The sequence below is a fragment of the Armatimonadota bacterium genome, from assembly GCA_035527535.1.
In the GTDB taxonomy this organism is placed as follows: domain Bacteria; phylum Armatimonadota; class Hebobacteria.
Genome location: DATLAK010000177.1, coordinates 26,619 through 43,566, shown reverse-complemented (window position 1 = coordinate 43,566; position 16,948 = coordinate 26,619). Strand labels below are relative to the sequence as shown.

Sequence of the window (16,948 nt, the reverse complement as noted above, 5' to 3'; positions counted from 1 at the left end):
TCCTTCCCGACCCTCTCACCCTCGTCTCCCTGCCTCCCGCCCGCCCCGAAACCGCCGGAGACGCCCGACGGGCGTCTCCGGAACTCCCTTGAGACCCATACGTCCTCACAGGATCGCAAGATACCGATCCAGCTCGAACCCGCTCACGTGCGAGCGGTAGGCCTCCCACTCGATCTTCTTGTTCGCGATGAACTTCTCGAAGATGTGGTCCCCGAGCGCCTCCCGCACGAGCATGCTCTTCTCCGTCTCCGCGATCGCCTCGTCCAGGCTTCCCGGAAGCGATGCGATCCCGCGTCGCTCACGCTCCTCCGCACTCATGTGGAAGATGTCCTCCTCGACGGCGTCGGGGAGCTCATATTCCTCCGCGATGCCCCTGAGCCCGGCGGCGAGCATCACCGTGAACGCCAGGTAGGGGTTGCACGCCGGGTCGGGACAGCGGAACTCCGCCCTCGTCGCCTTCTCCTTGCCGGGCTTGTACATCGGCACCCGGACCAGCGCCGAGCGGTTCCGTCGACCCCACGAGACGTAGACCGGCGCCTCGTACCCCGGCACCAGCCGCTTGTACGAGTTCACCCACTGCGCCACCACCGAGCAGATCTCCCGCGAATGCCGCAGCAGTCCCGCGATGAACTGCTTGCCGAGCGGAGACAGGTGGTACTGGGCGTTGGCATCGAAGAAGGCGTTCTTGTCGCCCTTGAACAGCGACATGTGGGTATGCATACCGCTGCCGTTCTCGCCGTAGATGGGCTTGGGCATGAAGGTCGCGTAGATGCCGTTCTGCAGCGCGATCTCCTTCACCACCAGCCGGTAGGTCATGACGCTGTCGGCCATCGTCAACGCGTCGGTATAGCGCATGTCAATCTCGTGCTGGCTGGGGGCAACCTCGTGGTGGCTGTACTCGACGCCGATGCCCATGTCCTCCAGCGTCAGCACCGTGTCGCGGCGCAGGTCGTGCGCCACATCCAGCGGCGTCAGGTCGAAGTAGCCGCCCTCGTCCAAGACCTCGGGCCGCCCCTTGGCCGAGCGGAAGTAGAAGTACTCCAGCTCGGGCCCGACGTAATAGGTGTAGCCCATCTCCTGCGCTCGCTTGAGCACGCGCTTGAGCGCCCAGCGCGGGTCGCCCTGATGGGGCGAGCCATCGGGCTCGATGATGTCGCAGAACATCTTCGCCACCGCGCGGTGCTCCTTGGGCCGCCACGGCAGCAGGGTAAAGGTGGTGGGATCGGGTTTCGCCACCATGTCGCTCTCATCAATGCGGGCGAAGCCCTCGATCGAGGAGCCGTCGAACCCCATGCCCTCCTCGAGCGCGGTCTCCAGCTCCTCCACCGTGATCGCGAAGCTCTTGAGGAACCCCAGGATATCCGTGAACCACAGCCGGACGAACTTGACATCGTGCTCCTTGGCCATCTTCAACACGTACTCTTTGTCTTTCTTCTCCACCCTTGCACACCTCCTATTGGTTGGGCTCATGAAATCCGGGCTAACTCCTCTCCCTCTGAGGGAGAGGACCAAGGAGAGGGTGCATGACCTCGAATGTCACCCTCACCCAGACCCTCTCCCCTTCGACTGGGCTCAGGGCAAGCTCTGGAAGGGAGAGGGGTAAGCGCCTACACCGCGTCACCCCCGCCCTCACCGGTGCGCACGCGCACGGCGTCATCCAGGGGAATGACGAATACCTTCCCGTCGCCCGCCTCGCCGGTGCGAGCGTTGGCTACAATCGCCCGCACCAGGCCCGGCACATCTTCCTCCGAGGCTGCAATCTCGAGCTTGACCTTGGGCGGCAGCTCGACCACGTACTCCTTGCCGCGCCACTGCTGGCGTAGTCCTTTCTGCTTGCCGTGGCCCTTTACCTCGCTCAGGGTGAGCCCGGGATAGCTCAATTCCTCCAATGCCCGCCGCACGCGCTCGACGCACTCCGGGCGGATGATCGCCTCAATCTTCTTCATCGCCCCTGGCCCCTCCCGCCTGGCTAGAATCCGTAGGCGGCTTCGCTGTGCTGGGACAGGTCGAGGCCGGCCTCTTCGTGCTCCTCGCGCACCCGCAGCCCCAAGGTCGCCTCCACCGCCTTCAGCAGAATCAGGCTCACCATGAACGAGTAGCCCACCGTTGCGGCAACCGCCAGCGCCTGCGTGGCAAGCAGCTTGGGGTTGCCGAAGACGACACCGTTGGCGCCTGCCGGGTTGATCAGCTTGGAGGCGAAGATGCCCGTGGCCAGCGCGCCGAGGATGCCGCCCGCGCCGTGGATGCCCACGACGTCAAGCGAATCGTCATAGCCCGCGCGCCATTTCGCCTGCACCGCTCCATAGCACGCCAGCCCTGCCAGCGCCCCGATGGCCAGCGCCGCCATGGGCGCCACGAACCCCGACGCCGGAGTAATGGCCACCAGTCCTGCCACCGCCCCCGACGCTGCGCCCAGGGTGCTCGGCTTGCCGTGATGCGCCCACTCCGCCGCCGCCCACGAGATCGCCGCCGCCGACGCCGCCAGGTTCGTCACCACGAAGGCGCTGCACGCCAGGCCGTTGGCGGCCAGCGCGCTCGCCGCGTTGAACCCGAACCACCCGAACCACAGAATGCCCGCGCCGAGAATGGTCAGCGGCAGGTTGTGCGAGGTGAACACGGCCTCGCCGTAGCCGCGGCGCCGGCCGACCACCAGTACCGCCGCCAGCGCCGCCGCCCCCGAGCTGATGTGCACCACCGTGCCCCCCGCGAAATCGAGCCCGCCGAGATTGCGAATCCACCCGCCGACGCCCCACACCCAGTGGGCGACCGGCGCATATACCACCAGGCTCCACAGCGCGGTGAAAACCACGAACGACGGGAAGCGCACGCGCTCGGCGAAGGCCCCGGTGATCAGCGCGGGCGTGATCACCGCGAACATGCCCTGGAAGATCATGAACGCGAGATGCGGAATGGTGGCGGCGTAGTCGGGATTGGGCTCCTGCCCGACGCCGCGCAGGCCGGCCCAGGCGAGGCTGCCGATAAGGTGGCCGCGATCGGGGCCGAACGCCAGGCTGTAACCCACCACCGCCCACAGCACCGACACCAGCGCCACGATGAAGAAGCTCTGCATGATGGTGCCCAGGACGTTCTTGGTGCGCACCATGCCGCCGTAGAACAGCGCCAGCCCCGGCGTCATGAACATCACCAGCCCCGCGCCGGCAAGCACGAACGCCGTATCCCCGGCGCTGACCTGGCCCGTCACCCCGATCACCTCCCTTCGATCTCCGGCGCGGAATCGCCGAGCCGACCTCGCAATCATACCGGTTCTTTGTTTCAGGCATGTTTCGTGACCGTGAAATCGGCGTGAAGTTCGGGGAGGGGATTCACCGCGGAGGTGCGGGGGACGCAGAGAAGAAACGGGACCGGGGCAACACCCTACCATTCCCACGCGACGGCGGCGCAGGGGCGGAGGCCTCGCCCACCGAATCCGGATACCCGGCAGCGTGGGTTGAGGCGGCCGCGCAAGCGCGATGTGGCCTCGCCGGGAGCGCTGCCGGGAGGACACGCTTGACTATCAGTCTCGATGCCGGCTTGCTCCTTGCCGGGGCGCTGCTGTTGAGCGCAAACACGGCGGGCGCCCACGAGGTGCGGCATCCGGTATATCCCGCCGGAATCGCAGCGCAGCCGGCCGCCGTCATGGCGGCACAGCTTGAGCGGTATGTGCAGATGCCGCCGGAGGAGCTGCGGTCGCTGGTGCCGCGCCAGTCGGGCGTCCGTTTCTGCGGCTGCCCCAACTGCGCCGCCGGTGCGGAAGAGAACAACATCGTATGGTCGCCGCAGGATCCCGACCGCGTGCGCTGCCAGTTCTGCGGCCACGTGTACCCCTCGCCCGATTACCCAGCGACGGGGGAGGTGCGCGTCGAGAACTCGCGGGGCGAGACCCACGTTTACCCATACCACCGGAGCAGCGACGGCCGGCACTTCTACTTCGAGGCGCGCAAGTGGTACGAGCAGATCCACTACTACGACGGCATTGCGCTGAAGCTGGCCCAGGTCTATGACACGACCCACGACGAGCGCTTCGCGCGCGCGGCGGCGGCCTTGGTTGACCAGTACGCCGTGGTCGTTCCCGGCTATGTACCCAAGTTCGACTATCCGTTCGCTAACAAGCGCTTCTTCGGGCGGGAGGTGAAGCCGCCATATCCGGTGGAGCCCTACCGCGCGGCGCGCTACTACTGGTGGGCTTACGGCGACATCCCGGGCAAGCTGATCCTGGCTTACGACCTCATCGCCGACAGCCCGGCGATCACCGACGACATGCGCGCGCGCATCGAGCGCGACCTCTTCCGCGGGTCGGTGGAATGGGTGCGCCAAAACCCGGAGCTGCTGGACAACATGTCGCCCCTAGTGTGGACGGGGATGATCCAGGCGGGACGGGTCGTCGGCGAGCCGGACTACGTTCACGACGCCATGGCGCGCGCCGAGCGGCTGCTGCACGAGCGATTCCTCTACGACGGCTTCTGGAAAGAGGGCACGCCCTCCTATCACATTCAGACTGTTCAACTGCTCGAGCAGGTGATGGCGGCTGCGCGAGGCTACTCCGATCCGCCGGGATACCTATGGCCCACCGATGGGCGGCGTTTCGATGCGCTGGATCCGGACCAGTGGTTCCCGCAGTTCGCCCGGGCGCAGGCGGCGCTGCAGATCACCCGGCTGCCGGATGGCCGCTACGCGCCGATTCACGACAGTTGGTGGTATGACAAGGGCGAGCCGCTGGCACACTCCCAGCCGGAGCTGCTGCCCGCTGCCGGACATGCCATCCTCGGCACCGGCGAGGGAACCGCCCAGGTGCAGGCGCATTTGCAGTACTCGACCGGCCACGGGCATTCGCACGCCGATAGCCTGTCGCTGCTGCTGTGGGCGCGGGGCCGGGAGATGCTGTCCGACCTCGGCTACACGTGGACCCGCGCCCGCGTCTGGACCACGGCGACCGCCAGCCACAACACGCTGGTGGTGGACCAGCGCAACCAGGAATACCGGGGCGTTGAAGGCAACCTGCGGCTGTTCGCGGCGGGCAGCCTGTCATCGGTGGTGGAGGCGGAGGCCGCGGCGGCTTACCCGGGCTCTTCCGTCTATCGGCGGCTGGTGGCGCTGGTGAATCGCCCGGGCGGACTGCCCTTCGTGGTGGACATCTTCCGCGTCACGGGGGGCGCGACTCACGACTGGTTCCTCCACGGCAGCGCGGATGAGGAGCAGTCGCTGCGCATCAGCGTACCCACCGAGCCGGCGGAAAGCCTGACGCGAGGGGAGGCATTTGCCTGGCCTAAGGGCGGGACCGACTTCGGCCTGCTGGCGAAGCCCGAGTTGCTCTACGGCTTCCTGACCAACCTGCGCTGCGGGCAAACGTCCGAAACCTGGCAAGCCGACTTCGCGTACCCCGATGGCGCCGGCTGCCGCGTCATCGTCGTGGGCGCGCCCGGCACGGAGGTATTCCACGGCCGGAATCCGTCAGTCCGGCAGGCGCGTGAGAACGAGGCCGAGCTCAACAGGTACACGCGTCCCTTCCTGATGGTCCGTCGCCAGCCGCGCGACGGGCGATCGCTGTTCGTGGCGGTATACGATCCGGCGCTTGGCGCGAAGCAGCAAGCCCTGGTGTCGCAGGTCGAGCTGGTGACCCACGATGACGAGACCGCGCTTGTCCGGGTGGAGTGCGGCGACCAGGTCTATCTCATCGCCACTTGCACGAGGGCGGAGCGGGCGTTAACCTGCAATACGCCTGAGGGCCGGGTGACCTTCGCCGGGCGATATGGCGTCATGCGCCGCTCGCGCGACGAAGTGGCGGCCCAGACGGCAGGGGCGGGCGCGTTCTCCTGGGGCGAGCGTAGGGGCAAGGCATGCCTTGCCCCTACCGATGACCACGGGCTCTTGGAGGCGACGGTGGTGGCTGCTTCGCCCGAATCCATCGAGGTTGAATACGAGGCCTTCCCGGTGGAGCGGCTGGCGGGACACTGGGCCATCGTCCATCATAGTGACCGCACGAGTCAGGCCTATCGCATCGCGCGCGCCGAGCGGGTGGGGCCGCGCCGGATCAAGCTCTGCGTGGCGTACAGTGGATTCGAGTATGATGCGGCCCAGGACCTCACCCGCATCACCAGTTATCCGCAGCGGGAGGTCAAAGGGAAGAGCTGGCTGGCCGTAAACCTGATGCGGGAGGAGCGCTTCGCCAGATGAGAGTGGGCTTCGCGCGCGAATGCATCACCCCCGACCGCCGGCTGTGGATGGCGGGATTCGCCGCGCGCGACCGCCCCTGCGAGGGTGCTTATCAGGATATTTTCGTCAAGGCGCTCGCCCTCGGCGACGGCGCGCCGCGCGCGGTGCTGATTACGAGCGATCTGCTGTTTTTCGATGACGTCAACCAGGGACGCATCGAACGGGGTCTGTGCGAGGCCGTCGGGCTGGAGCCGCACCAGATCGTGCTCACGGCGTCGCATACCCATTCCGGCCCCGCCATCAATGAGCGCGAGTGGCCGCTGTACCCCGATTTCGATCGGGAATATGCGGCCGCGGTGGTGAGCCGCATCGTTTCCGCGGGCGCGCGCGCCGCTGCCGATATGCAGCAGGCCGAGGCTTCATTTGGGATCGGCCGCGCGGACATCGGCATCAACCGTCGCCTGCCGACGCTCGCCGGCGCCATCACCGCCCCCAACCCGCACGGCCCCACCGATCCCACCGTAGACGTGCTCCGCGCCGGCGACGCTGTGGTCTTCGATTATGCCTGTCACCCGAGCACCTATGCCGGTAATCTCATCGGCGGCGACTACGCCGGCTTCGCACAGGCCCTGATCGAGCAGCGGCATCCCGCCCTCCAGGCCATGTTCGTGCAGGGCTGTGCCGCGGACGTCAAGCCGCGCAGTATCGGGGCGGACGGGCGCTTCGAATACGGCCCGGTGGAGCGGGCGCAGGGATTCGGCCGCGCTCTGGCCGATGCGGTGGGCGCGGTTATGGAGTCCCCCATGCGCCCCGTCGCCGGCCCCGTGTGGACCCGGCGCTCGGATTTCGAGCTGCCGCTGGCGGATCCGCCGACACGAGCGCAGGCCGAGGCCGGCATGCGCGACCCCAATCCCTGGCGCGCGGCATGGGCGCGGCGAATGCTGGAGACGATGGATGGCAGCGGCGAATTCCCGCGCACCTGTCGGGCGATGGCGCAGGTGCTGGGCATCGGCGACTTCGCCCTGGTGGCGCTCAGCGGCGAGATCGGGGTGGAGATCGGCCTGCGCATCAAGCACCTGCTGGCGGGGCGCCCGCTGATGGTCGCGGCCTACGCCGGCCCGTCGGTGCTGACGGACTACGTGATGCCCAGGCACCGTTTCCCCGAGGGCGGCTACGAGGTGAACGGGAACTACTTCTACACGCTCATGCCCGCACCGCTGCGGCCGGAAGCGGAAGACCTTATCATCGCGCAGGTGCTGCAACTGGCGGGACGCGGAGAACGCGGAGAGGAAGGTAAATAAAACGGGCGGTTCACGAACCGCCCCTACGATTCCTCTGCGCCCTCAGCGTTTTCCGCGGTGAGTTCCGCCCTACTCCCACTCGATCGTCGCGGGGGGTTTGGAGGTGATGTCGTAAACCACGCGGGTGATGCCCGCGACTTCGTTGACGATGCGGTTGGCGATGGCGGCCAGCACCTCGTGCGGCAGGTCGGCCCAGTCGGCGGTCATCGCGTCGTCGCCGGCAACCGCGCGCACGATGGCGGTCTCGCCGTAGGTGCGCTGGTCGCCCATGACCCCGACGCTGCGAATGGGCGCCAGCACGCCGAATGCTTGAAACAGCTTGCGGTAGAGCCCGGCGCGGGTGATCTCGTCAATGATGATCTTGTCCACCTGGCGCGAGGTCTCCAGGCGTTCCCGGGTGATCTCGCCCAGGATGCGCACCGCCAGCCCCGGGCCGGGAAAGGGCTGGCGCCAGACGATCTCATCGGGCAGGCCCAGCTCGTGGCCGACCGCGCGCACCTCGTCCTTGAACAGATTGCGCAGCGGCTCCACCAGCTTCATGCCCATCTTCTCCGGCAAGCCCCCGACATTATGGTGGGACTTGATGACGGCCGCCGATCCGGTGCCGCTTTCGATGACATCGGGGTAGAGCGTCCCTTGGGCCAGCAAGCGGATGTCGCCGTGCTTGCGCGCCTCCTCCTCGAACACGGCGATGAACTCGCGCCCGATGATGATGCGCTTTTGCTCCGGGTCAGTGACGCCGGCGAGCGCGGTGAGGAAGCGCTCCTGGGCCTCGACGTAATGCAGGTCCACCGGGAAGTGCCGCGTAAACGTCTCGCGCACCTGTTCGCCTTCCCCTGCGCGCAGCAAACCGTGATCCACGAACACGCATACCAGTCGGTCGCCGATAGCCCGATATCCCAGCGCGGCGAGCACCGATGAATCTACCCCCCCGCTCAGCCCACACAGCACGCGGCTCTCGCCCGCTTGCTCGCGGATGGCGCGGCACGACTCCTCGATGATCGAGGCGGGGGTCCAGCGGCCGTGACAGCCGCACTGCTGGTAGAGGAAGTTGCGAAAGATATCCATGCCGCGCGGCGTGTGCACGACCTCGGGGTGAAACTGCACCCCGAACAGGCGGCGCGCCGGGTCGGCGATGGCGGCGATGGTCGGTGCGCCGACTGCGGTCGCTGCGCCGACTGCGGTCTGCGACGTGCGGGCGGCGACGTGGAAGCCCGCGGGCGGCCGCAGCACGGCGTCGCCGTGGCTCATCCAAGCGGTGATGCTGTCGCCGAGGCCGCGCAGGAGATCGGCGTCGGACTCGACGCGCAGCTCGGTGCGACCGTACTCGCGGATCTGGGTGGGCGCGACCTCGCCGCCGAGCTCCTTGGCCATCAACTGCATGCCGTAGCAGATGCCGAGCATGGGGATGCCGGCGTGCCACAACGCGGGGTCGCAGCGCGGCGAGCCCTCCGCATAGACGCTCGCCGGTCCGCCCGAGAGCACGATGCCCGCGGGCCGCAGGGCGAGAATGTCCGCCGCCGACCGGTCGCAGGGGACGATCTCGCTGTAAACGCGGCACTCGCGGATGCGCCGCGCGATGAGCTGCGCATACTGCGCCCCGAAGTCCAGTACTACCACCAACTCGTCATGATCGCAGGTCACTTGCGTCCTTCAACCACAGAGGTCACAGAGGACACAGAGAAGGGAACATTGAACCACCAAGATGGCTAGGTCAGCAATGCTGACCGCCACGGCGGCCCCTGGCCTAGCCGCACAAAGACACAAGGAAGAACAGCCGGGTAGGGCCGGCGTCTCGCCGGCCAACACATACATCGGCTTGGCCCCGAAGGTCGGGGCCCCACCATGTTCCCCTGGTGTCTTCGTGTCGGAGCCTGCCCTGAGCGAAGCCGAAGGGTGGTTGATTCATCCGTTCTCTGTGTGTCCCCTGTGGTCTCTGGTTAGACTCCCTCCCCCCGCGGGGGACGGAAAGCATATCCCACACCCCGCACGGTGTCAATGCTGGTCTCGCCCACATCGCCGAGCTTGGCGCGGAGGCGGCGGATATGCACATCCACCGTGCGCGTGCCGCCGACGTAATCGTAACCCCAGACGCGGTCGAGCAATTGGTCGCGGGTGAAAACGCGCCCCGAGTGGGTCACCAGATGCTTGAGCAGATGGTACTCCTTGAGGGTTAGATCAACCCGCGCGCCGCCGACCGTGACGTCGTAGGTCTCAGGATCGAGCACCAGCTCACCCATGCGCACGGCGCTGGCGGACGGCGCCTCGTCAACCCGCGCGAACAGACGGCTCAGACGCGCCCGCAGCTCCCCCTCGGGGTAGGGCGCGGCGACGAAATCATCGAGCGCGCTCGTGTCGAGGCCCGCGAGCTGCGGCTCCGGCACCACCGCCAGCACCGCCGCCTCCCGCAGCCGCGGGCGGCCCCGAATCAGCGCGCACAACCGCTTGAGATCAACCGTCGCCTCGCGCGCATCCAGGATCACCACGTGGGGTGGGCGCAGCTCCGACACCCGGCTCTCGAATTCGCCGGGGTGCAGGTGGCTGACCTCGCCGCCGAGGCGGACCACCTGGTCATGGAGTTGCCCCGCGGGCGCCGGATCCGCGCTTATCACCAGCACGCGAGGGGACGGGGGCGCCATGGCTTAACTCCGCGGCACGGGTTCGGTCGCCGGCTCGGTCTCCAGCGCAAACTTGCGGGCCCGGACCTCGTCCGGCACCGCGATGGGGTAATCCCCGTTGAAGCACGCCAGGCAGAACCGCTCGCGCGGCAGGCCGATCGCATCCAACAGCCCCTCCACGGTCTGGTAGCCGAGGGTGTCGGCCCCGATCACCCGGCGGATGTCGTCAACCGCCTCCAGGCGCGCGGCGAGCAGCTCGCTGCGGTCGCTGGTGTCAACCCCGTAGAAACAGGGGTAGCGGTAGGGCGGGGCGGCGATGCGGACGTGAATCTCGCTCGCCCCCGCGCGGCGGATGAGGGACACCAGCTCGCGCTTGGTGGTGCCGCGGACGATGGAATCGTCCACCACCACCACCCGCTTGCCCGCCACCACCTCGCGCATGACGGTGAGCTTGAGCCGCACCCCCAGCTCGCGCTGACGCTGGTCGGGCTGGATGAAGGTGCGCGCGATGTAACGGTTCTTGATCAGCGCCTGCCCGAAGGGGATGCCCGAGGCCTCGGCGAACCCGATCGCCGCCGGCCAGCCGGTGTCCGGCACCGGGATCACCAGGTCCGCCTCCACCGGGTGCTCCGCGGCCAAGCGGTGCCCCATGCGGCGCCGCGCCTCGTGCAGCAGCATGCCGTAGATGTGGCTGTCGGGGCGCGCGAAGTAGATGAACTCGAAGACGCACATCGCGGGTCGGGTCGCCGGCGCCAGACGCACCGACCGCAGCCCGTGGGCGTCCATCACCACCATCTCCCCCGGCTCGATCTCGCGCAGGAACTCCGCCCCCACGACGTTGAGGCCGCAGGTCTCGGAGGCCACGACATGGCCGCGGCTGTTGAGGGTGCCAATGCACAGTGGGCGGATGCCGCTCGGGTCGCGCGTGGCGACCAGGCGGTTCGCGGTCATACAGGCGACGGAGTAGGCGCCCTGCCAGCGGCGGCTGGCGTCGGCGATGGCGGCCTCGAGATCGCCGCGCTGCTCCAGGCGCTGTGCCACCAGGCGCGCCATGATGCTGCTGTCGGTGGTGGACGCCGATGTCGGTCCATCATCGAAGAGGTCGTGGCGGAGCTGCGCGGAGTTAACCAGATTGCCGTTGTGGGCGAGGGCGATGGTACCGGCGCCGGTGGGAATGACCACGGGCTGCGCGTTGCGGTGGTGGCTGGAGCCGGTGGTGGAGTAGCGGGTGTGGCCGATGGCGGTGTCGCCCTGGAGCGACTGCAGCAGCTCCTCGTCGAAGACCTGCTGCACCAGCCCCATGTCGCTATGGGCCTGAATGCGCTCGCCGTCGGCGATGGCGATGCCGGCGCTCTCCTGGCCGCGGTGCTGGAGCGCGAACAGTCCGAAATAAGTGAGCCGGGCGACGTCCTCGCCCGGCGCGTGAATGCCGAAGACCGCGCATTCCTCACGGCATTCGCCCAGGCGCCCTGCGCCGTCGGACCGCAGCAGCGCGCCATGCCCCGCCCCTGCCGTGGAGCGCATTCGCCAGGGGCAGGATAGTCTTCGCCGGCGCCCAGCCAAAGGGCTCACGCGCATAAGGCCTCCCGATCAGGCCGCGTATTTCCCCCCGTAGGGCCGATGCGAGAACGGCACGAGCTTGACCAACGGCCGCCCTGCGACCTGCTCCGCGTCGAACCCAAACTCGGCGCAGAACTCCTCCAGGTGCGGGCGCAGCGCCCACAGGTCGTCCTCGCCGGCCGCACGGATGGTGACGTGATTGGTGGCGACCCTCGACGGGTCCACTTCGCCACTCACGTATAGGATACCTCCGTGCAACCCGGTAGCGCAATAGTCGCCCACCGGCGACTGCCCCCCGCCCCCGTTGAGCCCCAGCACCACCAGCATGCCGCCGGCCATGTATTCCCCCAGGAAATCGGCCGCGGAGCCGCCGGCGATGAGCACCGGCGCCTGGTTGCGGTAGGCCTTCATGTGGATGCCGACGCGATAGCCGACGTCCCCGCGAACGAAGATCTTGCCCCCGCGCATGCCATAGCCCAGCACGTCCCCCGCGTCGCCGTGGACGACGATCTTGCCCGCGTTCATGGTGTTGCCCACCGCGTCCTGCGCGTTGCCGTGCACGATCACCGTCGGCCCGTCCATGAAGGCCCCGAGGTCATTGCCCGGCACCCCACGGATGCTGATGCGCGCCTGGCCGGTGACACCGTCGGCGATGTAGCGCTGGCCGTTGACGTTGGTCAACTCGATCTCGGTCTCGCCGCCCGCCAGCGCCTCGCGGATTCGCTGGTTGAGCTCGCGGTAGTGCAAACCCTGTGCGTCAATGGTCATGGGTTGGTGATGCTCCCTGCGTCGCCTCTCGCCCCTCACCGCTCACCTGCCCCTTTACGCGCCCACGCCAGCCGGCTTGACCCCGAGCACGTCGAGGGTCGTCTGGTCGAGGTCGAGGCCGCGCAGCCGCTCTTTGCTGCCGCGCAGGCTCTCCACCGCGTTGAGGCCGAGCGCGCCCAGGATCTCCTCCAGCTCGGCGCTCCAGGCGCGGATGAGGTTGGCGACGCGGCGCGATCCGACCAGGGGATCAAGGCGTCGCGTCAGCTCCGGGTCCTGGGTGCAGATGCCCCACGAGCAGCGGCCGGTGTAGCACTTCTGGCACAGGGTGCAGCCCAGCGACAGCAGGGCGGCGGTGCCAATGGCGACCGCGTCCGCGCCCAGGGCGATGGCCTTGGCCAGGTCGGCGCTGGAGCGGATGCCGCCGGCGGCGATGATCGAGGCCTGGTGGCGAATGCCTTCCTCGCGCAGCCGCTGGTCCACCACCGCGACCGCGATCTCGATGGGGATGCCCAGGTGGTCGCGGATGACCGTCGGCGCGGCGCCGGTGCCGCCGCGGAAGCCGTCGAGATAGACCAGGTCCGCACCCGCCCGGACGATGCCGCTGGCAATGGCCGCCACGTTGTGCACCGCCGCGATCTTGACGCACACCGGCTTGGCGTAGCGCGTCGCCTCCTTGATCGCGTAGATAAGCTGGCGCAGGTCCTCGATGGAGTAGATGTCGTGCTGGGGGGCGGGCGAGAGCGCGTCGGAGCCAACCGGGATCATGCGCGTCTCCGACACCTCCAGCGACACCTTCTCCCCCGGCAAGTGGCCGCCGATGCCGGGCTTGGCGCCCTGGCCGATCTTGATCTCCACCGCCGCCCCCGCGTTGAGGTAGCCCGCGTGCACCCCGAAGCGCCCCGAGGCGCACTGGACGATGGCGCGGTCGGCATAGGGGCGCAGGTCCTCGTGCAGGCCGCCCTCGCCGGTGTTCCAGGCGATGCCGCACTCCGCCGCCGCCATCGCGAGCGCCTTCTGCGCGTTGAGGCTGATGGAGCCATACGACATGGGCGAGAAGATGATGGGCGTGGTCAGCTCGAGGTTGGGTTCGAGGCGCGTCTTGGCGGACCGCCCGCCGTTGGCGCCGACCTCGATCTCCACCCGCTCCGGCTTGGCGCCGAGGTAGGTGCGCAGCTCCATCGGCTCGCGCAGCGGATCAATCGAGGGGTTGGTGACCTGGCATGCGTCGAGCACCAGGTGGTCGAAGATGACCTGGTAGGGGGCGTCGTTGCCCATGCCGGTCAGCAGCACGCCGCCGGTGTCGGCCTGCTTCCACACCTGCTTGCGATGCGCCACCGACCACAGGCCGTGGGGCTTGAAGTGCTGCGGGTTGGCGCGCACCTCGATGCACTTCTCCGGGCACATCGCCTCGCAGCGGTGGCAGCCCACGCACTTGCCGTGGTCCGGCACCACCCGGTCCTGCCACGTCAGCGCCTTCCACCCGCACTGCATGATACAGCGCCGGCAGCGCCGGCAGCGGTCGTTGTCATTGCGCCACAGGAACTCCGGCGGCGAGTAGAGGGGAAGCACCTCCGCCTTGGCCGCGGGCGGCTCGAGCGTCAGTTCGACCTCGCCGCCCTCCAGCGCCTCGCGGGTATCCAGATCCAGGCTAGGCATGAGCCACCTCCTGCGGCGGCGCCGACCCCGGCGCCCCGACCACCGTATCCTGCCCCAGGCGACCGATCACCGGCTCCCCCGCCCGCGGCGACCACACCAGGTCGGGGTGGGGGCAGAGCACGCGCACCGCCGCCTCCTCGCTCGCGAGGTAGAGGAAATCGTCCTTGCGCGCGGCCACCATGGGACGCAGCTTGATGCGATCGTTGACCCCCACCATGGCCTCGCGATGGGCGAAGATGATGGCGAAGGGGCCGTTGACCAGCGCGCTGGCATAGACCTGGCGCAGGGTGCGATAGAGGTTGCGGGGCGCGGGCGGCATGCGGTCTATGCTCTGCCAAAAAGGCGGCGAGATGACTTTGCACGCGATCTCGACCGGCAGCCCGTGGCGGCGCACCAGCAGGTCGAGCAGGTAGGCCATGACCTCGGTGTCGGTGCGCATGGTGCAGCGATAGCCGAACATCTCCAGGTAGCGCTTGTTGATGCCGTAGGACGAGATCTCGCCGTTGTGCACCACCGACCAGTCGAGCAGCGTGAACGGGTGCGCGCCCGCCCACCAGCCCGGCGTATTGGTCGGAAAGCGGCCGTGGGCGACCCAGATATAGGCCGCGTACTCCTCTATGCGGTAGAAATCCGCGAGGTCCTCGGCATGCCCCACGCCCTTGAACGCGCCCATGTTCTTGCCGCTGGAAAAGACGTAGGCGTCGGCGATCTCGGCGTTGATGCGCATGACCTGGCGCAGCACGAAATCGTCCTCCGATTCGGCCTGGGCCTGGGCGACCGCTTCGCCCCGGGGGGTGACGAAATAGCGCCACAGCAGGGGCGGGTCATTGACCGTCGGCACCAGCCGCGTTGGGATGCGCTCATCACGCGCGACGTCGAAGCCGTGGTCGAGCTCGCGCTCGGTCGCGTCCTTGGCCGCCCCCGAGTAGTACATCATGTGCAGGGCGTAATGGTCGGGGAACTCGGGGTAGATGCCGTAGGCGGCGAAGCCCCCGCCCAAGCCGTTGGCGCGGTCGTGAAGCAAGGCGATGGACTCGCGGATGGCGCGCCCGTCCACCCGTTGGCCGGTCAAGCTCATCATGCCGCTCAACCCGCAGCCGGAGATGTTGCGCACCCCGCGATCAAATGTCGGGCGACCGTTCATTTCGAATCCTCCTGGGGCGGCGGGGGCTGGGCGCCGCCGCCCAGCACGTGTGCCAGCTCGTCGCCGCCAGACTCGCGCACCGGGGGCAGCCCCAGGCGCTTGCGCGAGGCCGCTCCGGCCTCGATCAGGCGCGCCTGCCGGCGAAAGGCCGCCACCCCCTCCGCGGTGCCGGCGGGTGCCCGTCCCTGCGCCAGCGACAGGTGCTTGGCGACGCGCAGGATGTCCAACATGCTGTAGCCCTGGAAGCACTCCTCGCGGCAGGTGTAGCACTCGACGCAGCGCCAGAACTCGCCGTCCCGCAGCACCTGCTCCACATGCCCGGCGGCCAGCTCGCGGATGATGCGGTTGGGGTCGAACCCGGGGTCCGCGCGCGCCACCTGGCAGTCGGACATGCACGCCCCGCACTCGGCGCACTTGCGCAGGAGGCCGTAGTCCCAGTGCCGCTTGACCCCCTCGATCGCCCGCTGGCGAGCGCGCCACTGCTCCAGGAACGGCGCGACGTCGGTGCGGTGCGCGGACAGCCCCAGCTCCTCCGCTTCCAGACCCAGGGCCAGCCCCAGCAGCTCGCTGTAGTAGAGCACCGGCACCTGGAGCGCCTCGCCCCGGCGCTGGAGCAGAAACTGCGTCATGTCGTACTGCATCATGCACGACGGGCAGGCGAGGCAGATGGCGTCCGCGCCCAGCTCCGTGAGCTCGCGCAACTTGAGGCGCGCCATCGCCCGCCCCGTCTCCTCGTCCTCGACGCGCGACAACAGGCCGCCGCAGCACGAGAACTTGGTCTCGTAGGGGAGGGAGATGGCGCCCAGCGCCTCCACCAGCTCATCGAACTTGCGCGGCCGGTCGGGGTCATCGAAGGCGAGGTCGGCGCTGGGCTTGAGCAGGTGGCAGCCGTAATGGACGGCGATGCGCGTGCCGTCGAGCGGATGTGTCACGCGCGCGCGCAGCCCCGCCAGGCCGATGTCGCGGTGCAAGATTTCCAAAAAGTGCGACACGCGCGCCTGGGCGCGATAGCGCCTGCCGACGCGCTGAAGCTGACGATTGACCTCGTCGCGGCGGGCGGGGTTGCCATCGAGCTCCGCCGCCGCTCCCTTGAGGGTGCCGAAGCAGCCGGGGCAAGGGGTGATAAAGTCCACGCCGGCGTCCTCGGCGACCGTCAGGTTGCGCGCCGCCGTCGTCAGCCACGCCCGATGATCCAGGTTGGCGATCATGGTCTTCTCGGGGCAGCAGGTCAGGCCGTCGAGGTCGGCGCATTCGATGCCCAGGCACGCCATCACCGCGCGGGTGGACTTCTCGATGTGGGGCATGCGCCCCTGGACGTAGCAGCCCCAGAAATATCCGTATCGCGCCAATGTCGCCTCCCAGCCCCCGAGGTGGGGATGTCGGCCTGGTCCTTCCGCGTGCTCATGCGGCAGACGGTAGGTGCTTGCCGACATGATAGCATGGAGGTTATACCATGTCAAGGCCAATCTTACACCTGGGGTGTGACCGCGAGAAGTTGGGATGAGGATCAACCCATGGAGCATGGCCGCCCCGGCCGTGTGGGCGACCCGCTTCGTCGGGTCGCCAGATGACACAGGCGAGGGCACCTGTGCTCCACGTGGGATGCACGGCGCCACCTCTCCGGTCAACTCCACCAACGAAAAGCGGTCATACCCCCTACACCTCGGGTCTTGTCGCGTTGGTGGCATTGAGCGAGGCGGAATCGGGGCACTTGACAATCCTCACGCGAAGGGGTAGCATTCGCTGGCAGA

At 68.3% G+C, this 16,948-nt stretch carries 12 protein-coding genes; 2 read left to right on the top strand and 10 right to left on the bottom strand.

What is annotated here, in order from left to right:
* Positions 1 to 105: 105 nt before the first annotated feature.
* From VM221_12975 to VM221_12965, 3 genes are all read right to left on the bottom strand, one after another.
* Positions 106 to 1,407, bottom strand: coding sequence for a glutamine synthetase family protein (locus VM221_12975; protein ID HUT75734.1), 1,302 nt, complete (start codon positions 1,405 to 1,407; stop codon positions 106 to 108).
* Positions 1,408 to 1,607: 200 nt separating this feature from the next.
* Entirely contained in the window at positions 1,608 to 1,946 is a 339-nt protein-coding gene (locus VM221_12970; protein ID HUT75733.1) for a P-II family nitrogen regulator, read from the bottom strand.
* 23 nt (positions 1,947 to 1,969) lie between these two features.
* On the bottom strand, positions 1,970 to 3,202 hold the full coding sequence (locus tag VM221_12965; GenBank protein HUT75732.1) for an ammonium transporter: 1,233 nt from the start codon (positions 3,200 to 3,202) through the stop codon (positions 1,970 to 1,972).
* Between the two features lie 305 nt (positions 3,203 to 3,507).
* Between VM221_12965 and VM221_12960 the strand changes: the two genes are divergently transcribed.
* Together VM221_12960 and VM221_12955 are read left to right on the top strand one after the other, a co-directional pair.
* Positions 3,508 to 6,171 carry a heparinase II/III family protein gene (locus VM221_12960; protein ID HUT75731.1) on the top strand — a complete coding sequence of 888 codons (2,664 nt, stop codon included), beginning with the start codon at positions 3,508 to 3,510 and terminating at the stop codon, positions 6,169 to 6,171.
* The gene (locus VM221_12955) at positions 6,168 to 7,451 is read left to right on the top strand and encodes a neutral/alkaline non-lysosomal ceramidase N-terminal domain-containing protein (protein ID HUT75730.1); all 1,284 of its coding nucleotides are present in this window, start codon (positions 6,168 to 6,170) and stop codon (positions 7,449 to 7,451) included. The genes VM221_12960 and VM221_12955 overlap by 4 nt, the downstream gene beginning before the upstream one ends.
* A 69-nt stretch (positions 7,452 to 7,520) precedes the next feature.
* Here VM221_12955 and guaA read toward each other — a convergent pair whose 3' ends face one another.
* From guaA to VM221_12920, 7 genes are all read right to left on the bottom strand, one after another.
* Positions 7,521 to 9,095 (bottom strand): glutamine-hydrolyzing GMP synthase, encoded by a 1,575-nt coding sequence (gene guaA / locus VM221_12950; protein ID HUT75729.1) that lies wholly within the window; start codon positions 9,093 to 9,095, stop codon positions 7,521 to 7,523.
* A 296-nt stretch (positions 9,096 to 9,391) separates the two neighbouring features.
* A complete protein-coding gene (locus tag VM221_12945; protein HUT75728.1) occupies positions 9,392 to 10,090 on the bottom strand; it encodes a response regulator transcription factor in 699 nt (232 codons plus the stop codon).
* Positions 10,091 to 10,093: 3 nt separating this feature from the next.
* On the bottom strand, positions 10,094 to 11,593 hold the full coding sequence (gene purF / locus VM221_12940; protein HUT75727.1) for an amidophosphoribosyltransferase: 1,500 nt from the start codon (positions 11,591 to 11,593) through the stop codon (positions 10,094 to 10,096).
* 66 nt (positions 11,594 to 11,659) lie between these two features.
* A complete protein-coding gene (locus tag VM221_12935; protein ID HUT75726.1) occupies positions 11,660 to 12,397 on the bottom strand; it encodes a hypothetical protein in 738 nt (245 codons plus the stop codon).
* Positions 12,398 to 12,451: 54 nt separating this feature from the next.
* Positions 12,452 to 14,053, bottom strand: a complete 1,602-nt coding sequence (locus VM221_12930; protein ID HUT75725.1) for a glutamate synthase-related protein — start codon at positions 14,051 to 14,053, stop codon at positions 12,452 to 12,454.
* Positions 14,046 to 15,197, bottom strand: a complete 1,152-nt coding sequence (locus VM221_12925; protein HUT75724.1) for a glutamine amidotransferase family protein — start codon at positions 15,195 to 15,197, stop codon at positions 14,046 to 14,048. Before VM221_12925 ends, VM221_12930 begins: the two co-directional genes overlap by 8 nt.
* Positions 15,194 to 16,546, bottom strand: coding sequence for a heterodisulfide reductase-related iron-sulfur binding cluster (locus tag VM221_12920; protein HUT75723.1), 1,353 nt, complete (start codon positions 16,544 to 16,546; stop codon positions 15,194 to 15,196). Before VM221_12920 ends, VM221_12925 begins: the two co-directional genes overlap by 4 nt.
* Positions 16,547 to 16,948: the final 402 nt, after the last annotated feature.

Coding starts and splice junctions, on each gene's coding strand:
- VM221_12935 (HUT75726.1), bottom strand. CDS start 12,397: ATGACCATTGACGCACAGGGTTTGCACTACCGCGAGCTCAACCAGCGA.
- purF (HUT75727.1), bottom strand. CDS start 11,593: ATGCGCTCCACGGCAGGGGCGGGGCATGGCGCGCTGCTGCGGTCCGAC.
- VM221_12975 (HUT75734.1), bottom strand. CDS start 1,407: ATGGCCAAGGAGCACGATGTCAAGTTCGTCCGGCTGTGGTTCACGGAT.
- VM221_12925 (HUT75724.1), bottom strand. CDS start 15,197: ATGAACGGTCGCCCGACATTTGATCGCGGGGTGCGCAACATCTCCGGC.
- VM221_12970 (HUT75733.1), bottom strand. CDS start 1,946: ATGAAGAAGATTGAGGCGATCATCCGCCCGGAGTGCGTCGAGCGCGTG.
- VM221_12955 (HUT75730.1), top strand. CDS start 6,168: ATGAGAGTGGGCTTCGCGCGCGAATGCATCACCCCCGACCGCCGGCTG.
- VM221_12930 (HUT75725.1), bottom strand. CDS start 14,053: ATGCCTAGCCTGGATCTGGATACCCGCGAGGCGCTGGAGGGCGGCGAG.
- VM221_12945 (HUT75728.1), bottom strand. CDS start 10,090: ATGGCGCCCCCGTCCCCTCGCGTGCTGGTGATAAGCGCGGATCCGGCG.